Raw genomic sequence first — 19,083 nt, forward strand, 5'->3', positions numbered from 1 at the left:
GGTTTCCGCAGCGCGTGGGTGTATCGGTTGCCTTCGTTATGCTTCGGCCTGTGGTGTCGCGCCTACCGGCCGTGGTATGTGCCGGGGCTGCGCCAGGGCGCGGCCGCTGCACTCCCCGGAGAACGGCCCTACCGTGAGAGACAGCGGTCCCGCAGACGCAGCCAGGCGCTCCGCGCGCCCATCAGTACTGGGCTCCTCCGGCAAAGGGGCGTGAGGTGAAGATCGTGGCGTCCTGGGCGACCAGATTCAGGGTGCGGCAGTACATCAAGTCAAGCCTGTGGATCGTGCCGCTGCTCGGTCTCGTCCTGGGCGGCACTCTCGCCGAATGGGCCGTTGCTGCCGACGGAACGGGATGGCCGCCCAGCGGCTGGCACTATTCCGCGACTACGGCGAGCGGCGTGCTCACCGCCATTGTCGGGGCGATGGTGGCGTTGCTGGGGTTCGTCGTCACCATCGGCGTCCTCGTCGTCCAGCAGGCCACCGGGACACTCTCGCCTCGCTATATGCGCCTGTGGTATCGCGACCGTCTGCAGAAGGCGGTGTTGGCGACCTTCACCGGGACGTTCGCGTTCGCCTTCTCCCTGCTGCGCAGCATCGAGGACGACTCCGTGCCCGACCTAGGGGTCACCCTGGCCGGCGGAGCGGTGGCCATCAGCCTGGTGCTCCTGCTCGTCTACCTGAACCGGTTCACGCACCGTCTGAGACCGGTGGCCATCGCCGACCTGGTCGCCCGCATGGGGCGAGCCGTTTTCCGCCGTGGTGCCGTGGAGATCCGTGGCGCGGCGCCGAACTCGAACGAGGACGTGCCGTCCGGGACTCCGGTGATGCGGATCTGTTCCGAACGTGGCGGCGCCATCCAGTCCTTCGATGTGGCCGGGCTGGTCGCCGAGGCGGCGCGTCATGACTGCGTCTTCGTCGTCACCCGGCTGATCGGAGACTTCGCGCCGCCTGGTGCGGTTCTCGTGGAGGTTTACGGCGGCACGTCGCGACCCGATCCGGATCGGGTGACCGGTCTTGTCGCCCTCGGGGCCGAGCGGACGATCGAGCAGGACCCCGCCTTCGCCCTCAGGGTCCTCGTCGACATCGCGATCAGGGCGCTTTCCCCCGCGGTGAACGACCCCACGACCGCGGTGCAGGTGCTCAACTACATCGAGTCGTTCCTGCACATGGTGTGCCGAGCGCCCCTGCCCGGTCGCTATGTTCTGGCCGACCGCCAGGGGCATCCCCGGCTCGTCCTGCTCGGGCGGGACTGGGAAAGCTACCTTCAGCTCGCCCTCTGCGAGATCCGCGACTACGGAGCGTCGTCGGTGCAGATCTGCCGTCGGCTCCGCGCGTTGCTCGACGGCCTGCTCGATACCCTTCCGCCAGAGCAGCATCCCTCCGTGCGAGCCGAGTTGAGTCTGCTCCAGGAGTCGGTCGAGCGGGAGTTTCCCGACGCGGCCCGACGCGCTGTCGCCGAGCAGGCCGACCGACAGGGCATCGGCGGGCGCTACCCCTCGCAGAAGTAGGGGGTTCGAAGGCGATCCCGACGGGATCGACGGGCCCCGGGCCTCGTGGGTGTGCAGCCGAGCGCGTGCGCCCTTGGGACGGACTCAGCCATTCCTCGGCCGACGCGGCAGAGATACGGGCCAACGCCGAATCCTGGATGGCCGTCCCGGTCACCGGACGCATCGCTGTCCTGGAGCAGCCGCTGTGGCCTGCCGCTTGCAGAGCCGCGAGCCAGCCGCCGCGGGCGCGCGGGTGAAGGGGTACGGCCCGGCCCCCCCTGGACCGCGAGAACCGGACCGGCGGGCCCTCGGCGCCGGCGTGATCGGGGAGGCTGCCATCCGCGAGCGGGGCTGCTGCGACCGGCCCGACGCGACGACCGATGCTCCGCACCGGCGGCGTAGCCATCGTGACCCCGACGGGCGACTCCATGGCCGACGGCGCCGAACCCCGTGCGCCCGCGTCGGCTGCAACGCGTATCCGCGCAAGGCCGAAGAGGTCCGCCACCCTCGTCAGGCCGCGTCACTGCTCGGCCGAAACGGATCAGAGCGTGACGTTCATCCGACCAGCCCTATCCGGCCGCGCGAATCCCGGCCCCGTCCTTCGGCGGAGCGAGGACGGCGGCCCTGTCAGGGCGTGCCGCAAGCGCGCGGCGTGCGGCGTGGCTCCGGTCGCGGGACCTGGTCGGAGCGCCTTTGCTGGACTGGTGGCGGTTGCTCCGTCGCTCTAGGTCACCTTCGAAGTTCCTTGCAGGAGATCCGTATGGAAGCTCAGCCCAGCCGGCCGGATCCTTCACCCGGCTCGCCCTCTCCGGACGCGCAGAGGGACGAGTTGGCGGATCTGCAGCGCCGGATCGCGGAGCTGGAGGGCGGCGGAAGACCGCGCCGGCATCGCTGGCGCTCGTTTCTGTCCGCCGTGCTGGTGGTCCTGGCCGCGCTGCTGTCCGTGCTGTCGGTCCTCGCGGTGTGGGCCAACAGCATGGTCGAGGACACCGACCGATACGTCGACACCGTCGCGCCGCTCGCCGCGGACCCGGCGGTGCAGACGGCGGTGACCAATCGCGCCACGACGGTGATCCTCGAGCAGATCGACGTGAAGGCCCTGGTGGCGGAGCTCTCCACAGCAGTCCAGGAGGAAGGGACCCGTCCCGCCGCCGCGAAACTGATCGGCGAGCTGGACGGACCCATCGAGAACGGTCTCAAGGCGTTGGTGAGTACCACGGTCCAGCGGCTCGTGTCGAGTTCCGCCTTCGAAACGCTGTGGACGGACGCCAACCGCGTCGCACACCGGTCCTTGGACAAGGCGCTCACGGGCAAAGGCGGCGGCGCCGTCACCCTGAAGGACGATCAGGTGGCCATCGACGTCGGCCCCATCGTGGAGCGGGCCAAGAACGAACTGGTGAAATCCGGGTTCTCCCGCGCCGGGCGCATCCCGCAAGTGCACAGCGACTTCGTCGTCTTCTCCTCGCAGGAGCTCGCCAAGGTCAAGACGTACACCCGGATTCTGCAGATCGTCGGCTCGTGGCTTCCGGTGATCACCGTGCTGATCGCCGCCGCAGCGGTCTTCCTGGCGGCTCACCGGCGGCGTGTCCTGATGGCGGCGGCGCTTGCCGTGGCCTTCGGCATGCTGGTTCTCGGAGTGAGCCTGACCGTCTTCCGCGGTATCTACCTCGACCGTCTGCCGGCCGAGATGTCGCAGGACGCGGCGGCCGCCGTGTTCGACGCGCTCGTCAGGTTCCTGCGGTCCACCGTGCGTGCGGTTGCCGCCGTCGCCCTGGTGACAGCCTGCGGTGCCTTCCTGACCGGGCCTTCGCGCGCGGCGGTCACGATCCGGCATGCGTGCGCCAGCGGCATCGCCTCCATGCGCGGAGTCGCCGGCTCGGCGGGCCTGCGGCTCGGCGCGACGGGCCGCTTCGTCCATCGCCACAAGCGCTGGCTCGGCGGGCTGATCCTCCTGATCGCGCTGATCGTCCTCGTCACCTGGTCGTATCCGAGCACGGTGGTCGTGCTGTGGATCGTGTTCGCGGTCCTGGCCGCCTTCGCCGTGCGCGAGTTCCTCGACGAGGCCGACGACACGGCGGACGGGACCAGGCGGGACGCCGGCGAGAAGGAACCGCAGCCCTCATGAGCACGCCACAGGAGAGCGACCAGGTCCGCCGGCTGCGCCCGCCCCGCGTGCGCCTGCTCCTGCCGCTCCTGCGTTCCACGGCCGCGGTGGCAGTCACCACCATGGCCTACTACCTGCTCCCCATGGACCGTGATTTCGACCAGCACACCGCCACGGTGCTCGGCATGGGCCTGCTGGGCATCGGCGCACTGCTTGCCCTGCAAGCGGTGAGCATCATCGGTTCGCCGCATCCCCGGCTCCGCGCCATCGAGGCGCTGACCACTGCCGTTCCGCTCTTTCTGCTGTTGTTCTCGGCCACCTACTTCCTGTACGCCCAAGAGCAAGGAGCGCACACCTTCTCGGAACCGCTCAGCAGGAACGACGCCCTGTACTTCACGGTGACGGTCTTCGCGACCGTCGGCTTCGGCGACATCGTGCCCGTCTCGCAAACAGCCCGAGTCCTGACCACATGCCAGATGGTGGCCGACCTCATCCTCGTCGGCATGATCGCGAAGGTCATGGTCGGGGCGGTCCGGCTCGGCCTGGAGCGACGTCAGTCCTCACCCGCGCCGGAGGAGCGTGCACCTTGACTCCCGACCCTGGTTCCGAATCCCCCGAATCCGCCGAATCTACTGAATCTTCCGAAGCCGACCGATTGCGCGACCTACTGCGTACGCCCGCATACCGCAAGCTCCTGATCTTCAGCGCGCTGATCGGCATTCCGATCTCCCTGGCGGCCTTCGGGTTCCTCGTCGGCCTGCACGAGCTGGAGCACGCGATCTGGGCGGACCTGCCGAAGGCCTGGGGCTGGGACACCCCGCCGGCCTGGTGGCCGCTGCCGCTGCTCGCCGTCGCCGGGCTCGTCGTGGGGCCGGTGGCGACCCACCTGCCCGGCGCGGGCGGTCACGTCCCCGCGTACGGCCTGAAGGCGGGTGGCGCCTCGGCGGCGGCGCTGCCAGGAGTGATCATCGCTGCGGCCGCGAGCCTGCCGCTCGGTGCCGTCCTTGGCCCGGAGGCGCCCCTGATCGCCCTCGGTGCCGGTCTGGCCATGCTGTTCCGGCATCTCGTCCGTGCCCCCGCCACCCCGCAGAGCACCGCGCTGCTGTACTCGGCAGGCGCGGCGGCAGCCATTGCCGCCATCTTCGGCAATCCGCTCATCGCCGCGGTCCTTCTGATCGAAGTGGCGGGCGTGGGCGGTCCACGACTGTTCATCGTCATGCTTCCCGCACTGTTGTCGAGCGGTGTCGGAGGCGTGGTGTTCACGGGCTTCGGACGCTGGACGGGACTTGAGACCGGCAGTCTCACCGTCCATTTCCCCACGTCGCCCCCGCGTCTGGACACCGGTGATGTGGTGTGGTCGATCGTGCTGGCGGCAGGCGTCGGTGCGCTGCTGCACCTGGTGCTCATCGGTGGTCGGCTGACCGCCGCTTTCGTGGCGGGCTCCCCGTTGGTCCGGACGGTGACCTGCGCGGTCGCCGCCGGGGGCTGCGCCGCCCTCTACGCGGTCATCACGGGCCGCACCCCGGTCGAGGTCGCCTCGTCCGGACAGGCCACGCTGGCCGGACTCGCGGCCGATCCCCATGCCTGGGGCGTCGGCGCACTGCTGGCCGTCCTGCTGTTCAAATCCGCCGCGTACGCCCTGTGTCTGGGGAGTCTCCGCGGTGGCCTGGTCTTTCCCGCGCTCTTTTTGGGCGCGGCGGCAGGAGTGCTGCTCGCGCCGTTGCCGGGCCTCGGGGTGATCCCCGGTGTCGCTGTCGGCATGGCCGCGGCGTCGGCAGCCACCCTGCGGCTTCCGGTCAGCAGCGTGGCCCTGGTGGTCCTGGTGCTCGGCAACTCCGAGACGATCCCCGTGGTGATCCTGGCGTCCGTGACGTCCTTCGTCACCGCCGAGTTGCTCCCGAAAGGGCCGTCTGCCGCTACACGCCGCCCAGGTGAGAAGGCGGCGGGCAGCGCGTAGCGTCAGGGCCTTCGACGGGGACGCGGAGGAGGTGCGTCCGGTTCAGAGTGCGAGGATGCGGCTCTTCTGGGCCGCGAACTCAGCCTCGGAGAGCACCCCTTGCTCCTTGAGCTGGGAGAGCTCCTTCAACTGGGAGATCTTCGTATCCATCGACGCCGCGGCCGCCGGCTCGGGTGCGGGTGCCGGAGCACTGGAGGCCGGCGCAGCGGCGGCCGGCGCGCTGTCCTGCTGCGCCCAGCGGCCGGCCTGGCGTCGTGACACCCGGTTGGAGACGGCGGTGGCGGTACCGGAGATGACGGCGGTGCGGGCGACCCCGCGAAGCAGACCAGGCATGACAGGTGTCCTTGTCGTCGGGCGGGCGTGGGCCGCTAGGAGGCGGATCGGGCCTCGGTGGCTTCCAGAGTCGCCAGGAGGTCCTCGACCGGGATCCTGCCGTTGGCCACCATCCTGGCTCCGCCGCGCCGCAGGGCCGCTGCCAGCGGTGCCGCCCACACGTTCTCGTACACGATGACGCCCGCGGAGTTGCCCGGTTCGAGGACGGCGGCGGCCTCCTGGAGGTCGTCCTCGCCGAGCAGGCCGGAGGAGGCGCCCTCGAACACGGCCAGGTCGAGTTCCCCGTCTCCGTCCAGGTCGGTGAGCTGGAGCGCTCTGACCGAGCCGTCCTCGTCCTTGCGGACGAAGGACAGGTCGAGGACACGGATGATGTGCCGATCGACGAGGTCGAGCAGGATCGGCAGGCCTTCGCCGGTCATGCGGTTACCGGGGAATTCCAGGATCAGGTAATCGACAGGTCCCACCTCGGACAATGCGTCGACGCTCATACCGAACTCCTCGCCTGGCAGCCTGCTGACTCCATCGGCGCGACAGCCGAGCCCCGCCGATCGTGCTCATTTCCGCCTTCAATTCCAACACCGCAGGACCTCGCACGCACCTTCGGGCGGCCGTGGGCCAGTGAACCGCTGACGGGTCCGGCGGAGAGCCGGGCCTGTCCCGAGCGGGTGAAGTCGGGATACCTCGCTTCCCGCCACTGGTGGCGTGCGGAGTTCGTATTGACGCTCGTCACCGAGGCGTACCGCGGCGGAAGCGTCACCGAGCCGGGAGACGGCGGTGGTGAAGTGTCCGGTGTGCAGCCGGGCGGCGTCGCGCAGAGCACCGCCCTCGACCCGACCCCTCAGCGGTGACCCAGCACGTTGACCACCCGTCCGCTGGGGTCACGGACGAAGAACCGCCGCACGCCCCACTCCTCGTCCCGCAAGGAGTGAACGATCTCCGCGCCGCATGACCGCACAGGCCGCATCCACGTCGTCCACCTCGACACTCATGTCGGGGGCGACAGGCGCAGTCTTGTCGCTGGTCATGACGCTGATCTGCGCTGTCGGGCTGGACGGGGACGCGAGCGTCATGATCCAACCGTGGTTCATGACCTCCTCGAAGCCCAGCAGGCCATAGAACTCTCCGCTCTCCTGCGCGGCCTCCGACTGGATGTTGGGTACGACACGGCGAACGGCCATCGACGACTCCAAACAAGGTCGTGAAGCGGTGCAGGTAGTCATGCACGCGGGGGAGGTGGTAGCCCAGTTCGCTCCAGCGATGTCCGCTCGCCGCGAGTGCTGTGACACGCAGCGCGAAGTCCTTCGCGCGGGCGCGTTCTCGCTCCGTCGTACCCCAGTCGAACTCCGCCAGGTCGAACCCGATGCCGCCGCGCCCCATGATGTTCTGGTCCTGCAGGGTCAGCAGTGCCGGAGACGATCTTGCTCACCGACCTATGATGCGAGTCCGGCCCTCCACCTGCTTGGAGAAGACGCATGACGGATGCGAGTACCGGCAAGGTGGTCGTGAACAGGGTGATGTCCCTCGATGGGTTCATCGCCGGTCCCGGCCACGCGATGGACTGGATCTTCGAGCACATGACGTCGGCGACGTTCCCGGAGGTCATGGCGGCCACGGGCGCCATGCTTATTGGCCGGGGCACGTACGAGGTCGGCAAGCGGATGTCCGTCGAGAACAGCGACTACGACGGCGGGGCGCAGTTCGTCCTCACCCACCGCCCGCCCGACGAGCCGGACCCCAACGTCACCTTCCTCACCTGCGACATCGAGGAAGCCGTGGCCACGGCACGTCGCGCCGCGGGTGACAAGAACCTGGAGATCCTCGGCGCCGACGTGGCCGCCCAGTGCCTGCAGCGCGGCCTGGTCGACGAGATCCTGGTGTACGTGCTGCCGGTGCTGCTGGGCGACGGCGTCCGCTTCGCGCCGCCAGGGCTCGACCGGATTGACCTGGAACCGTTCAGCAACGTCCAGTCGGGCGGGGTCACCATGCTGCGCTTCCACGTGCGCAAGTAGACGCGGTCGCAACGGCATTGCCTCTGGTCTGCCGCGAGAGCGCCCCGGGCGGTTTTGGCTTGGATCAGGTGAAGAGGGTGGGATCGATGGACAAGGAGGGTGTGTCCGACTCCAGGTTGATCTCGCCCCAGTCGCCCAGCAGTTGGTAGTGGGTGTCGTCTCTGGTCAGCGAGTCGACGGATCCGAAGTCGACAGTGCCACTCGCGTCCACGGCAGGCTTGATGACACCCTGGCCCGTCCAGTGCAGGTCACGCACGGATGAGAAGGTGACCGTGGCCTGCCGGAAGCAGGCACGCTCTCCCGGCAAGGGAGCCCGGTGGTGCGGGTGCCCCGGCAACAGCAGCAGATCGAGTTTGAGGAGCAGGACAGCCGGCTGGACCGTGATGCCCAGTACGTAGCTGTCCTCCAGGCAGACGTTCTCGAACCCGGGGAAGCTCGGATAGTTGTCGTACACGGCGTACCCCTCGGTCTGGCTGATGGCGCTGCCGACATGGAGAGCAACACTCCGTCGGGCCTGCGGCAGGGCACGGGACGAACCGGATCGTGCCATAGCAGTGCCGCCGTCGGGGGCTTCCTCGCACTGTTCGACGAGGAGATCGGCGCCCGGCTGCGGCCCGACCGGCCCTTCGCACGCGCGGAGTTTCCACCTCGTCGCGACCGCGGCCCCTGCCTTGGGCGGGAATCAGGTGCGATCTCGTCTTGGCCGGAAGCCGTCCCAAGAGGCGCACTTCCGCTCCCTGGGCGATCAACAACTCTCATCACGCCCGGGGGACTCACGCCTCGACAAGAGTGGGCCGCGGGTGGTGAGCCAGGGCGCCTCTGCCACGGGGCCGCATCAGGTGCTGGCCGTCCAGGAAACGGAGCGTAGGTTTGAGAGACGATCGATCCGGCGACTCCGGGGTGATCGGCATGTCGGAGTTCGCACTCCGGGTGCTGCGTACGGTAGCTCCGGAGGAGGTTGCCGCATTCGAGCCGGACCTCTCCGTACACCTGCGGCAGGCCCGCTCCCGCCTGCGCGACGGCGGCAGGCCCTCCCGGGACATCGCCTGCGGAAGCGGCATCGAGCTTGTGGACGTCGTGGCCCCGGCCGCGCTCTACGTCTGCGTCGCGTTGGGGGCTGCGCTGACCGAGGGCGTCACCGTGCCACTCACGCGGGTCACCGAACGGTCGGTGAGCCGTCTCGCACGCAGGCTGTTCGGACGGCCCGTTCCGTCCGAATCCGGGATCACTCCCGGTGCCTTCACCGCACAGCAGTTGGCCACGATCCACGCCGACGCGCTCACGGAAGCAGGCCGCCTGCTGCCCGGGGAGCAGGCCAAGACAGTCGCGGACGGCATCGTCGCCTGCTTGACTCTGAGAGACGGCGCATGACGACTACGGGACCGACCAGTACACGTCCCGAGGAGGTTGCTCCGCGCGGCATCGATGTATTCGCCCACTCGCGCAACACAGGTCTTCTCTTTCTCCTGCTCGTCCTTGCCATCTTCGCCCACGGCGTGAACATCACGGGGTTCGCCGTCAGATACGCGGGGAGCGGCGGCCAGTCGGTCATCCCCGGGACTCAAGTCGCTTACGGGAATATCGGCTGGCTGCTGGGGCTGCTGGCGTTCGGAACCGAACTCGTCGCGAGAAAGTGGCGCAACAGGGGACGCCGCGCGCTGGACAGAACACGTCATCCGCTCGCCGCTGAGCGCATCGAGCAGTTGGTGTCCGAGATCGGCCTCAAACGGCGACCTCGGATCGCCCTGGCTCCCCGACTGGGCGATCAGGCGTTCGCCGGTGGACTCGTGGGATTCCCCCTGTGGCGGCCGTACTTGGCGATCGGGCCTGCTCTACTCGCGCTGGGTGACCGAAAGGACCGGACCGCATCCGAGGTCTTCTCCGCGATCGTCAGCCACGAACTCGCGCACCTGCGCAATCGGGACGTGTTCCTGCTCAACACGGTCGTCGGCCTCAGACTCGACAACGCGGTAAAAGGAGCCTTCCTCGGCTTCGTCCTGCTGCTCGACCAGGGCAGCCACACAGCAACAGGCCTCTTCTACGGCATCACGGCCGTCGCCGTGTTCACCCTGGTCATCGAGGTCGTCTGCCGTGAACTCCTGCGCGCACGGGAGAGCTACGCCGACCAGCGCGCTGCCCGGTACCGACCGGCGGAACTGCGCCTGACGCTCGAGCGTGCCGAGCGGGCACCCACCGGGACCGGACGTGGCCGCTCCAACTCCCTGGCCACATGGTGGGACTGGCATCCCTCGCCTCGCACGCGGATGGGTCACCTGGTCGAACCAGGTTCGCTGCTCCGCTTCCCCTCGCTGTACCTGGTGATCGGGGGCCTCCTGGCCGGGGCCTCATGGGTGATGACTGCCGGCGCCCTCAGCAACCTGTTCGCATTCGATCCCGCGTCGAACCAAACGCTGTTCGTCGCAGCTGCCCTTGTCGGAGCGCCGCTCGGGACGTTCACGGCCGTCGGCCTGTGGCGCGAGGGACGACATAGCCACCGGGCCCTTGGACGCTCTGTGACACTCCTGCTCAAGCACACCCTCGTGCTCGCGGTGGCCGTCCATCTAGGCAGCCACCTCACCCCTTTGGACCCGTACGGCGAGACACATGACGAACTTGTCGTTCCCGTCGCACCCGTCCTGCCCTGGCCGCCCACACTGCACATCCTGTGCTGCCTCACTCTCGTCGGCTGGCCGCACGTCGCCGCGACGCTCTGGCGCCTCGTCCGGCCCGCTCCCCGCAAGACGGGCGTACTGTCACGCTGCCTCCTGGTGATCACGTCGGCCCTGGTCGGATTCTCGCTGTTCGTCCTGATTCCATGGGCTGCCGGGTACGGCAAGGTATCCATGCCGTGACATCGTCTTCCTTACGGGGTGCTTCGCGAGGATGAGAGCGGACCGCAACGAACGACGTTCGATTCAGTCGCACCGACGAACGGCGCGCTGCAGGTTCGCAGACACCGCCGTCGAGCAGACACCGGCCCGCGTGAGACAGCTGCTGGGTTTCGCTCGCTCCGGTGGTTTGCCAAGCCTCGTAGGGGGTGCTCAGCCGATGACGAAGCTGGGGTGCAACAGTCCGGCGGGGTCGTACTTACGGGCCAGCTGGAGCAATCGGTCGCGGTGCTCGGCATCGAACAGTTCTGCGGCGGCGCGTTGGTCAGGTCGTCCGAGAGTGAAGTTCGGCGAGCTGCCTACGGCGGTCCCGGACCAGGTGGCCAACAGTTCGTCCTGCAGCGCCCGCGCACTTGCCGCGTTCGACTTGGTTGTCGGGGATACCACACACAGCAGGTACCTGGCCTCGCGGTGGCTGACTGCGTTCGGCACCCTCGGCGGAGTGGACAGCGCCCCACCGAGATGACGAACCGAAATGATGGAGCGAACCGACCGGCCTGGCGCCGACAGGGCGATGGCGTCGCGGAGGCGTTCCTCGTCGATCGCCCGCAACAAGACATTGTCGGCGACATACGCATGCGGCTGATTCGGTTCGCTGAAGACGGTGTCGGACCGCCGGTAAGGGATCTCCTGCAGACCGTCGTACGCAGGTTTCAACGCCCGCAACGGGGCCACCAACTCGTCTGCCTCCGCAGCTGAACCCAGGTAGGCGATCTGGATATGGGCCATGTGCCGCTTGGATACTTCAAGCGTGGTCATCGCCGAGGTCATCTCCGAGGGCATTGCCGCCGTCCAACGCAGCCAGGTTGAGACCACGTCCGGTGTTTCGCCCAGGTCGAACATCAGACCGCCCCCGACCAGCCTGGCGACCGGCATCAAAGCCATCTCCAGCGCGGTCACGATGCCGAAGCTTCCGCCACCGCCGCGGAGCGCCCAGAACAGGTCCGGCTCCTCGTGTTCCGAAACCGTCAGCAGGGAGCCGTCGACGGTGACCAGCTCCAAGCGCGTGACATGGTCCGCGGCGAAGCCGTAGCGGCGAGCCATCAGCCCGATGCCGCCGCCGAGCGTGTAGGAGACAGCGCCGACACCGGGCATGCTCCCGGACAGCGGTGCCAGACCGTAGCGTGCGGCGGCCTCGATCACGTCGCCCCACCGTGCTCCGGCGCCTACCCGGGCGGTGCCGGCACCGGGGTCGACATCGACACTGTCCATCCTTCGCGTCGACACCAATACACCTTCACCGGCGAGCGGGTTGGCGAGCCCATGTCCCGTGGCCTGGACCGCGATCGGCATACCTGACTCCGCGGCGTGCCGGACGGCCGCCACGACGTCGCCGGCGGCCCGTGCGGCCACCACGTGGGCTGGCTGATGTTGCTCCCGCAGCTGGAAGCCGGCACGGTGCTCGTCGTACTCGGCAGATCCTGGGGGGTACGTCACCGGTGATTCGGCGTCGGTCGTGTGGGCACTCATCGTGGGCGTCTTTCTGGATCGGGGGGTGCGTGCGCGCAGCCACGGCGAACAGGCAGCTCGTAGGTACGCATCCACCAGCCTGACCGGGATATGCGCCGCATCGTGTCGCCATTCCTTGAAAAGATCGGTGTGTGACCCCAGACCGCTTCTTCAGCCTGATGCTGCTCCTCAATTCGAGGGATGCCGTGACCACACAGGAACTTGCCTCAGCGCTCGGGGTGTCCCTTCGAACCATCACCCGGGATCTGAACTGGCTCCGCGACGCCGGTCTGCCGGTGACGGCACAACGGGGCCGCCTCGGAGGCGTGACCCTGCTGCCCGGATCCGGACTCGACCTCACGCGGCTCACACCGGGCGAGCGTGATCATCTGTCGCTCACCGGGCTGGACGAGAGGCAACGCGCGGAGCTCGACGCATCGGCCGAAAGCGGGCGCGCGCTTTCCAAGATCGCCGGTACACCGTCACGTCGAGGTCATGAGCTCCTGCCGCTCACCGACGTCGTGCACGTGGACAGCCGTCCCTGGCATCAGGCACGAGCTTTCGACACGACTCCGGCTTCGCTGATCGGCGCAGTGCGGCGAGGTCGCCGACTACGGATCGAGTACGACAGCCCACGCGAGTCATGCCCACGCGACCTGGTGGTGGATCCCTACGGGCTGTTGGCCAAGGCCGGCATCTGGTACCTCGTCGCCGACTGTGCCCGGGTGCCACGGATGTACCGACTCGAACGGATCACGACGTGGAAAGAAGTCGACCAGCCTCGCCGGATCCGCGAGAGCCAGACCCTGGCCACCGTCGCTGCGGCGCTCGTTGATGAGTGGGAACACAACCACGTGATAGAGGTCAGCGCCACCATCGACCTGACCCAGATGGAGCGAGCGCAACGGATCTTTGGCCTACGACTCGTCTGGGAGGGCCATGAAGAATCCGCCACCGGCCGCAAGGCGACAATTCGCTTCCTGCATCTGGAGGACGTGCGAGCACTCCTGCCGTTCGGGAGCGCCATCACGGTGCACGGCCCCACCGAAGCCAGGGCTCACCTTCGCGACCTCGCCACCGGTCTTGCCCACCACTATGCGCCGTCACCAACCTCCTGACCCGCAACAGCAGGGCCTCTCGACTGGGCGATCGGTTGACCTACGTGCGGACGCCGGCCGGAGGAAGCTGTAGTAGCCGTCTGCCCTGGACTGCGGAGTCCAGCTGTTGGCCCTATCGGTCGGTTGCGGAGTCCGATGACGTACAGGGCGTCCCGGCCCTTGTCGGGCACGTTGGCAACGGAGATGGATGGGCGCGCTCATCCACCTTGTGCCAGACCGTCATCGTGAAGATCAGCGCTATGGCCGCTATGAGCAGTTGAACCGCTCCCGCGTAGGTGTGTGCCGAGAGCAGGAACACCAGGGCGACCATGAGCACGCCCAGGGTGAACCCGCCGAGCCAGAGGACCGGGACCCAGTCCATCGTGGGTGCCCCGCTTTGCTCCTCTGGGCGGCCCCATCCACGGATGGCCAGCGACAGCCCCAGCAGGATGGCGACCGGGATTTCGATGAGCAGCACGATCAGGCTTATGCAGCCACCCGCGAACCCGTCGCCTCGCGAGTCTGAAGGCTTTCCCGGGCTGCAATCGTTCCCCGGCAAGCGCGGTATGTGCGAACTCGGCTCGAAGGGCATGGTCACACGCTCGTACGTCACTCCGTGCGCTGCATCACGGTTCACCAGGACGAGACCTAGTCGTGGCCGAGCTGAGCACCCCGCAGGGCGTCCCCCCGCCCTCGAACTGCCAAGGGATCGCACCCGCGCGTACGAGGGTTGCGGGAACGTGAACGCGGCCTCCGTCTGATCCTGTGCTTCGGCCAAAGAGGCACTCGGCCAGTACGAAGGCCGTGGGGGAATGACTCTGCTCATCACGATGCCGACCGGGAGCCGTTCGCGGTGGCGTCACGCTGCCGGGAGGACGTCTTCGCCTGCCTGACCGTGTGCGGGGACAGGTTGTTCGAGCTGACCGATGCGCTGTTGTGTGCGGATGGGCTGGTGACCACGCCGGGGGACCTCGCGCTGAAGGCTGAACACCGGACGGACGGCAGCCGGCTATCAGTGCTTGGCACTCGACAGCTGGACGTAGGCACCAACTAGGTAGGGAGGTGTTGCCGAGGCGACGGGGCGAAGGTGCTGTCGGCCAGGCGCGTGCGCATCCTCACCTCACTAGCTGTTCCCCCGCGGGACATGACCTGCCCTCTCGGTGGCGCTTTCGGAGTGGTTTGCCCTTGATGGTTCCTCTCCGGTGCTCAGCGGCAGAGCGAGTCCGGCTCAGGGCGCCTTCGTTGTCCCTCGGGAGTGAAGGTGAAGGCATTGTCAAAGGGCACGTCTGCGAAGCGGACAGCAAGCAGAACAGGTTCGTCGAGTTCGGGCCATGTGGACTCGGGTGCCGGAGTGCTGCCATTCCAGAGGTGGAAGAACACCATGGGTTCGTCGGGGTTCTCTCCGAGGTAGCCCAGCGTCTTGCTGTACAGCGGGCTGGTCCCTCCGCACAGGATGGACGGGGGGCCGAACTCGGAGGTGACGTCCGTCCATGAGCGGTCCGTCTGCGCCCACGGGCGCACTTTCGCCCGCAGAGCGTGATGCTCACCGGCCGACAGAAGGCGATCGGGCCTGAGCCAGCCGCGGCGGTGCGCGAATTCGGCGTAGACCGAGGCGACGCAGTGCTGGTCGTAGCCTCCCGGCATCAACTCCTGGAACATGCCTGCCAGACCGGTGCTGGTCCCGGCCCCTCGACGTGCCCAGGCGCGCTGCTCTTGAGCCCATACCTCGGGCTGGCGTTCCACGAACAGCAGGTGATCGATCAGCATCCGCAGGGCCTCGTCACGCTGCGAGAACATGCCGGGACGGCGCAGGGCAGAGTTCAACTGGTCGACGAGATAGGCGTGTATCTCATCGACACCCGCAAGTGATCTGGTGGAGGACACACCCAGAGTGTGCCTCAAACCCTCATGCCCGGCGCCACAACAGCAGCCAGACTCAAGCTGAGCGGTTTCACCCTGGACACACTGAGCCGATGGAGACGGCACTGACACTCGCCGGCAGCGGGGTCACGCTGCTCACCTTGATCATCGTCACCTACGACAACTCGTCGATGGGCAGTCCCCCATGCAGGGCATGCCCAGTTGCCGCCGCCGCGGTGTGCAGCGTAGCGGCGCGCTTGTCTGGCGGAGCCGAGCCGGCGAGGCCGTACTCACCGCCGAGCTGCGGCAGCGTGATGCCGGCGCCGATCATCGACAGCGGAAGGTGTGCGATGAAGCCCGCAGCGGAGAAGGGCAGACCCGGATACTGCGTCCTCCTTGTAGTCCATTTTCGCGCATGGCGCGGTATCCAGGGACGCGACGCGGTGTCCGTCCGTGCGCGTGCGGCACATGGCGATCCGGGTAAGCTGGATACAAGGCACGTCGATGTCTTAGCGAGAAGGAGCCCGCAATGACGGCGGCCGTGTATACCGGAGAATGCGTATACCGGCGATCGTGTTCATAGGTGAACCGGCCGAGTCCCGGCCCGGAGAGTTCTCCTTTGCCATCCCGATCTCGTGGGCTTCTCCGCTTCCCGGTGCCAGTCGCCCGGCTTGGTCCGCCCGACAAGTAGCCCTCTCCGGAGGTTAGTTGGGATGAACGTGCGACTGCGAAGCCAGGCGGCGATGGCTGCTGTCAGCACATGCATCGTCGTATTGACGGCGTTCTACTATATATTCCCGGCACAACGGATGATCTTCGTTGCCGTTGGGGCGACCGGCGTTTTCGGTATTGTCCTTGGTGTCTTGCTCAACCGCCCGGCGCACAGGCTCCCCTGGCTGTTGCTCGCCGCGGGAAACTTGGCTTTCGTCTCGGGCCAGGCCACGCAGATCATTCTCATCGAGTTGCTCCAGGATGATATCCCGTTTCCTTCGATCGCCGACGGCTTCTATCTCGCGGCATATCCGCTCTATGCGGCCGGGCTGCTGAGCTTTGCCCACTGGCGTACGGGTTGGCGCGACCGGGCGAGCCTCGTCGACGCGCTGACGCTGACAGCCGGCCTGGCGCTGCTGTCATGGCTCTTCCTCATTGATCCGTATGCCCGCGTCGAGGGCCTCACCTGGGTGCAGAAGGCGTTCTCCATCGCCTATCCGCTCGGCGACATCCTCGTACTGGCGATGCTGCTGCGCCTGCTCGCCGGCCCCGGCGGCAAGAGCCGCTCGCTCATGTTGCTCACCGCGGGCACGGTCGGCCTGCTCACCGCCGACGTGGCTTACGGCCTGATTCAACTGAACGGGACCTGGCGCACTGGTAGCGCGGTCGATCTCGGCTGGGCCGTTCTGTACGGCGCCTGGGCGGCCGCCGCTCTCGATCCGACCATGCGGTCGCTGACCCATCCGGTCGCGTGGCGCGCCGAGACCGGCATGGGGCGGGTGAGCCTGCTCGCCCTGGCGTCGTTGATTGCGCCGGTCATCCTCCTGACGGAGGGGGTGCGCGGTGTGAGTTCCGACGTCGGCGTCATCGGGGCGTTCTCCGCGGTGCTGTTCCTCCTCGTGCTCTACCGCCTGGCGGGCGTGGTGGCGACCCACCAGCGGGCAGTCGGCCGGGAGAAGGTCCTGCGTAACGCGGTGTCGTCGCTGGGCGGAGCGGGCGATCTGCGAGATCTGGCCGCAGCCGTCCAGTCCGCGGTGACAGAGCTGATGCCGAACGGCCCACAGCGTTCCGCGCTGCTCACCGTGCCGGACAACATGCTCTGGATGAGCAGGGCGCACGGCGGCGCACGCGGGCCCCTGTCCGCGCGGGCGACCGCCGCCGTACGGGAACTGATCGCGTCCGGCGAGAGCCGCCTGGTGCCCCTCGATGGTGCAGGGCCCGATCTCGCCGCCCACATCACGGGCTCGGACGAGGTGCTTTCCCGCACCGGCCACGCGCTGGTCTGCCCGCTCGCCTCGCAGGATCATCCCTCGGGCGCCCCGCTGGTCGGGGCGCTGATCGTGGCCGGGAACGAGCACGACCTGCTCGTGCTCCGAGACACGCTGGCGACGCTCGCCGCGCAGACGGCACTTGCCACGGCGCGAGTCACACTCGCCCAGGAGGTCAACCGGCGCAACAGCGAGGTGTACTTCCGCACGCTGGTGCAGAACGCCTCCGACGTCATCCTGATCCTCGACGACGACCGGGTCCGTTATGCCAGTCCCTCCGCCGACCAGATGCTGGGCATTCCGAACCTGGAGGGTACCCAGCTGATCGAGCTGGTGCCGCCGCAGGACAGCCGCGCGGTGGCCGAGACGCTCGAGCGGATACGGAGCCGTGAGTACCAGACCAGGCGCGCGCACTGGCGCATGGTCCGCACCGACCGGGCGACCATCGAGGTCGAGGTGAGGTGGAGCGACCTGCGCGCGGAGGCCACGGTCGGTGGGGTGGTGCTCACCCTGCGGGACGTGACCGAACAGCGCAAGCTCGAACGCGCACTCACTTACCAGGCGTTCCATGACTCGCTCACCGGTCTGGCCAACCGCGTGCTCTTCCAGGAGCGGATCAACCACGCCCTGGTGCAGGCTCAGCGCGAGGGCACGGTGGTCGGCGTGCTCTTTGTCGACGTGGACGACTTCAAGGTCGTCAACGACATACACGGCCACGGTGTGGGCGACGAACTCCTGGTCGCGCTGTCACTCCGACTGCAGACCACTGTCCGTGCCTCCGACACCGCCGCGCGCATCGGCGGCGACGAGTTCGCCCTCCTGGTAGAGGGTTCCGTTACGCCGGCGGGTGTGGAGCGGTTCACCGAACACGTGATGTCCGTGTTCGCCGAGCCGTTCCGGCTCAGTGTGGGGCCGATGAGCATGTACGCCAGCGTCGGCGTCGCGACGACAGAGGACAGCATCGACTCGGTCGAACTGCTGACGCACGCCGATCTCGCCCTGTACGCGGCGAAGACGGCGGGCAAGCGCCAGTGGCGCAGCTATCACCCGGAGCTGCAGAGCGGCATGGCCGAGCGTGCCAAGTTGCAGGAGGGTCTGGACAGTTCGTCGATCGAGACGTCGTTCATGGTGCTCTACCAGCCCATCGTGGAGCTGACCAGCGGGCAGATCGCCGGCTTTGAGGCGCTGGTTCGCTGGCCCCACTCCACGCGCGGCATGGTGTTGCCGGAGGAGTTCATCACGCTGGCCGAGGAGAGCGGGCAGATCGTCCCGCTCGGCGCCTGGGTGCTCGACCAGGCCGCGGACGAGGCGGTCCGGTGGGAGGACACTGTGCTGCGCGCCGGGACGGCCGACCGCAACGCACCGTACGTCAGCGTGAATGTGTCGCCGCGTCAGTTCCGGGACGACGAGTTCCACAACGTGGTGCGGCGTGCCCTGCAACTCTCCGGCATCGAACCATCGTCTCTCGTACTGGAACTGACCGAGAGTGTGCTGATGTACAACGACGAGCGCATCCTGGCTGAGATGAGGGCGCTCACCGACCTCGGGATCCGCTTCGCGATCGACGATTTCGGCACGGGCTACTCGTCGCTGAGCTATCTCCGTGAGTTCCCGATCTCGATACTCAAGATCGACAAGTCGTTCGTGGACCAACTCGGGCGCTCGTCGGAGCAGTACGCCCTGGTCGAGGGCATCACGCATCTCGCCGACACCCTCGGCCTCACGGTGATCGCCGAAGGAGTGGAGGACGTGAGGCAGCAGGAGTTGCTGATCTCCATGGGCTGCTGGCTCGGCCAGGGGTATCTCTTCGCCGAGCCGGTCAGCGCCGAGGAGGCGGAGCGCCTCGTCCTCGCGCCGCCGCTCGGCCGCCTGGCCGGATCGCCCGGGGCGCCCGCGGAAAGGAAGCGGTGAGGGCGGTGG

General features: G+C 67.9%; 16 protein-coding genes and 1 pseudogene. 10 read left to right on the forward strand and 7 right to left on the reverse strand.

Annotated features, from left to right (window positions below; translation table 11 throughout):
- Positions 1 to 215 precede the first annotated feature (215 nt).
- From ACIOHP_RS12810 to ACIOHP_RS12825, 4 genes are all read left to right on the forward strand, one after another.
- Positions 216 to 1,508 (forward strand): DUF2254 domain-containing protein, encoded by a 1,293-nt coding sequence (locus tag ACIOHP_RS12810; RefSeq protein ID WP_401886426.1) that lies wholly within the window; start codon positions 216 to 218, stop codon positions 1,506 to 1,508.
- A gap of 739 nt (positions 1,509 to 2,247) precedes the next feature.
- Complete coding sequence (locus tag ACIOHP_RS12815; RefSeq protein WP_401886429.1) at positions 2,248 to 3,612, forward strand: hypothetical protein; 1,365 nt, start codon at positions 2,248 to 2,250, stop codon at positions 3,610 to 3,612.
- Positions 3,609 to 4,181, forward strand: a complete 573-nt coding sequence (locus tag ACIOHP_RS12820) for a potassium channel family protein (protein ID WP_401886432.1) — start codon at positions 3,609 to 3,611, stop codon at positions 4,179 to 4,181. Before ACIOHP_RS12815 ends, ACIOHP_RS12820 begins: the two co-directional genes overlap by 4 nt.
- Positions 4,182 to 4,246: 65 nt before the next feature.
- Positions 4,247 to 5,548, forward strand: coding sequence for a chloride channel protein (locus ACIOHP_RS12825; protein ID WP_401886435.1), 1,302 nt, complete (start codon positions 4,247 to 4,249; stop codon positions 5,546 to 5,548).
- 42 nt (positions 5,549 to 5,590) lie between these two features.
- Here ACIOHP_RS12825 and ACIOHP_RS12830 read toward each other — a convergent pair whose 3' ends face one another.
- Together ACIOHP_RS12830 and ACIOHP_RS12835 are read right to left on the reverse strand one after the other, a co-directional pair.
- Positions 5,591 to 5,881 (reverse strand): SHOCT domain-containing protein, encoded by a 291-nt coding sequence (locus tag ACIOHP_RS12830; RefSeq protein WP_401886438.1) that lies wholly within the window; start codon positions 5,879 to 5,881, stop codon positions 5,591 to 5,593.
- 35 nt (positions 5,882 to 5,916) lie between these two features.
- Positions 5,917 to 6,369: a DUF6325 family protein gene (locus tag ACIOHP_RS12835; RefSeq protein WP_401886440.1), complete on the reverse strand. Its 453-nt coding sequence runs from the start codon at positions 6,367 to 6,369 to the stop codon at positions 5,917 to 5,919.
- Positions 6,370 to 6,597: 228 nt separating this feature from the next.
- Here ACIOHP_RS12835 and ACIOHP_RS12840 point away from each other — a divergent pair, with 228 nt between their 5' ends.
- Positions 6,598 to 6,729, forward strand: coding sequence for a hypothetical protein (locus ACIOHP_RS12840; protein ID WP_401886443.1), 132 nt, complete (start codon positions 6,598 to 6,600; stop codon positions 6,727 to 6,729).
- On the opposite strand, the pseudogene ACIOHP_RS12845 reads toward ACIOHP_RS12840, so the two are convergent.
- Positions 6,720 to 7,059 (reverse strand): annotated as a pseudogene (locus ACIOHP_RS12845) (glyoxalase). The gene ACIOHP_RS12840 and the pseudogene ACIOHP_RS12845 sit on opposite strands and share 10 nt — an antisense overlap.
- Before the next feature lie 294 nt (positions 7,060 to 7,353).
- On the opposite strand from ACIOHP_RS12845, the gene ACIOHP_RS12850 reads away from it, so the two are divergent.
- A complete protein-coding gene (locus tag ACIOHP_RS12850; RefSeq protein ID WP_401886445.1) occupies positions 7,354 to 7,890 on the forward strand; it encodes a dihydrofolate reductase family protein in 537 nt (178 codons plus the stop codon).
- 64 nt (positions 7,891 to 7,954) lie between these two features.
- On the opposite strand, the gene ACIOHP_RS12855 is transcribed toward ACIOHP_RS12850, so the two are convergent.
- Positions 7,955 to 8,440 (reverse strand): hypothetical protein, encoded by a 486-nt coding sequence (locus ACIOHP_RS12855; protein WP_401886448.1) that lies wholly within the window; start codon positions 8,438 to 8,440, stop codon positions 7,955 to 7,957.
- 320 nt (positions 8,441 to 8,760) lie between these two features.
- Here ACIOHP_RS12855 and ACIOHP_RS12860 point away from each other — a divergent pair, with 320 nt between their 5' ends.
- Both ACIOHP_RS12860 and ACIOHP_RS12865 read left to right on the forward strand, forming a co-directional pair.
- A complete protein-coding gene (locus ACIOHP_RS12860; RefSeq protein ID WP_401886451.1) occupies positions 8,761 to 9,261 on the forward strand; it encodes a hypothetical protein in 501 nt (166 codons plus the stop codon).
- Positions 9,258 to 10,742, forward strand: a complete 1,485-nt coding sequence (locus ACIOHP_RS12865; RefSeq protein ID WP_401886455.1) for a M48 family metalloprotease — start codon at positions 9,258 to 9,260, stop codon at positions 10,740 to 10,742. Before ACIOHP_RS12860 ends, ACIOHP_RS12865 begins: the two co-directional genes overlap by 4 nt.
- A 189-nt stretch (positions 10,743 to 10,931) precedes the next feature.
- Here ACIOHP_RS12865 and ACIOHP_RS12870 read toward each other — a convergent pair whose 3' ends face one another.
- Positions 10,932 to 12,248, reverse strand: coding sequence for an FAD-binding oxidoreductase (locus ACIOHP_RS12870; protein WP_401886459.1), 1,317 nt, complete (start codon positions 12,246 to 12,248; stop codon positions 10,932 to 10,934).
- A gap of 131 nt (positions 12,249 to 12,379) precedes the next feature.
- Between ACIOHP_RS12870 and ACIOHP_RS12875 the strand changes: the two genes are divergently transcribed.
- On the forward strand, positions 12,380 to 13,345 hold the full coding sequence (locus ACIOHP_RS12875; RefSeq protein WP_401886461.1) for a helix-turn-helix transcriptional regulator: 966 nt from the start codon (positions 12,380 to 12,382) through the stop codon (positions 13,343 to 13,345).
- A 112-nt stretch (positions 13,346 to 13,457) separates the two neighbouring features.
- Here the strand turns inward: ACIOHP_RS12875 and ACIOHP_RS12880 are convergent, their stop codons facing one another.
- On the reverse strand, positions 13,458 to 13,802 hold the full coding sequence (locus ACIOHP_RS12880; RefSeq protein WP_401886466.1) for a DUF6234 family protein: 345 nt from the start codon (positions 13,800 to 13,802) through the stop codon (positions 13,458 to 13,460).
- A 728-nt stretch (positions 13,803 to 14,530) separates the two neighbouring features.
- The gene (locus ACIOHP_RS12885) at positions 14,531 to 15,208 is read right to left on the reverse strand and encodes a hypothetical protein (RefSeq protein WP_401886469.1); all 678 of its coding nucleotides are present in this window, start codon (positions 15,206 to 15,208) and stop codon (positions 14,531 to 14,533) included.
- Between the two features lie 689 nt (positions 15,209 to 15,897).
- On the opposite strand from ACIOHP_RS12885, the gene ACIOHP_RS12890 reads away from it, so the two are divergent.
- Positions 15,898 to 19,074 carry a putative bifunctional diguanylate cyclase/phosphodiesterase gene (locus ACIOHP_RS12890; RefSeq protein ID WP_401886472.1) on the forward strand — a complete coding sequence of 1,059 codons (3,177 nt, stop codon included), beginning with the start codon at positions 15,898 to 15,900 and terminating at the stop codon, positions 19,072 to 19,074.
- Positions 19,075 to 19,083 lie beyond the last annotated feature (9 nt).

Source organism: Streptomyces sp. NPDC087859 (assembly GCF_044742595.1).
Classification (GTDB): domain Bacteria; phylum Actinomycetota; class Actinomycetes; order Streptomycetales; family Streptomycetaceae; genus Streptomyces; species Streptomyces canus_F.

Excerpts from the sequence above, each read along its gene's own strand:
- ACIOHP_RS12865 (WP_401886455.1), top strand. The coding sequence starts at position 9,258 with ATGACGACTACGGGACCGACCAGTACACGTCCCGAGGAGGTTGCTCCG.
- ACIOHP_RS12890 (WP_401886472.1), top strand. The coding sequence starts at position 15,898 with ATGAACGTGCGACTGCGAAGCCAGGCGGCGATGGCTGCTGTCAGCACA.
- ACIOHP_RS12835 (WP_401886440.1), bottom strand. The coding sequence starts at position 6,369 with ATGAGCGTCGACGCATTGTCCGAGGTGGGACCTGTCGATTACCTGATC.
- ACIOHP_RS12850 (WP_401886445.1), top strand. The coding sequence starts at position 7,354 with ATGACGGATGCGAGTACCGGCAAGGTGGTCGTGAACAGGGTGATGTCC.
- ACIOHP_RS12870 (WP_401886459.1), bottom strand. The coding sequence starts at position 12,248 with ATGAGTGCCCACACGACCGACGCCGAATCACCGGTGACGTACCCCCCA.
- ACIOHP_RS12855 (WP_401886448.1), bottom strand. The coding sequence starts at position 8,440 with ATGGCACGATCCGGTTCGTCCCGTGCCCTGCCGCAGGCCCGACGGAGT.
- ACIOHP_RS12830 (WP_401886438.1), bottom strand. The coding sequence starts at position 5,881 with ATGCCTGGTCTGCTTCGCGGGGTCGCCCGCACCGCCGTCATCTCCGGT.
- ACIOHP_RS12815 (WP_401886429.1), top strand. The coding sequence starts at position 2,248 with ATGGAAGCTCAGCCCAGCCGGCCGGATCCTTCACCCGGCTCGCCCTCT.
- ACIOHP_RS12820 (WP_401886432.1), top strand. The coding sequence starts at position 3,609 with ATGAGCACGCCACAGGAGAGCGACCAGGTCCGCCGGCTGCGCCCGCCC.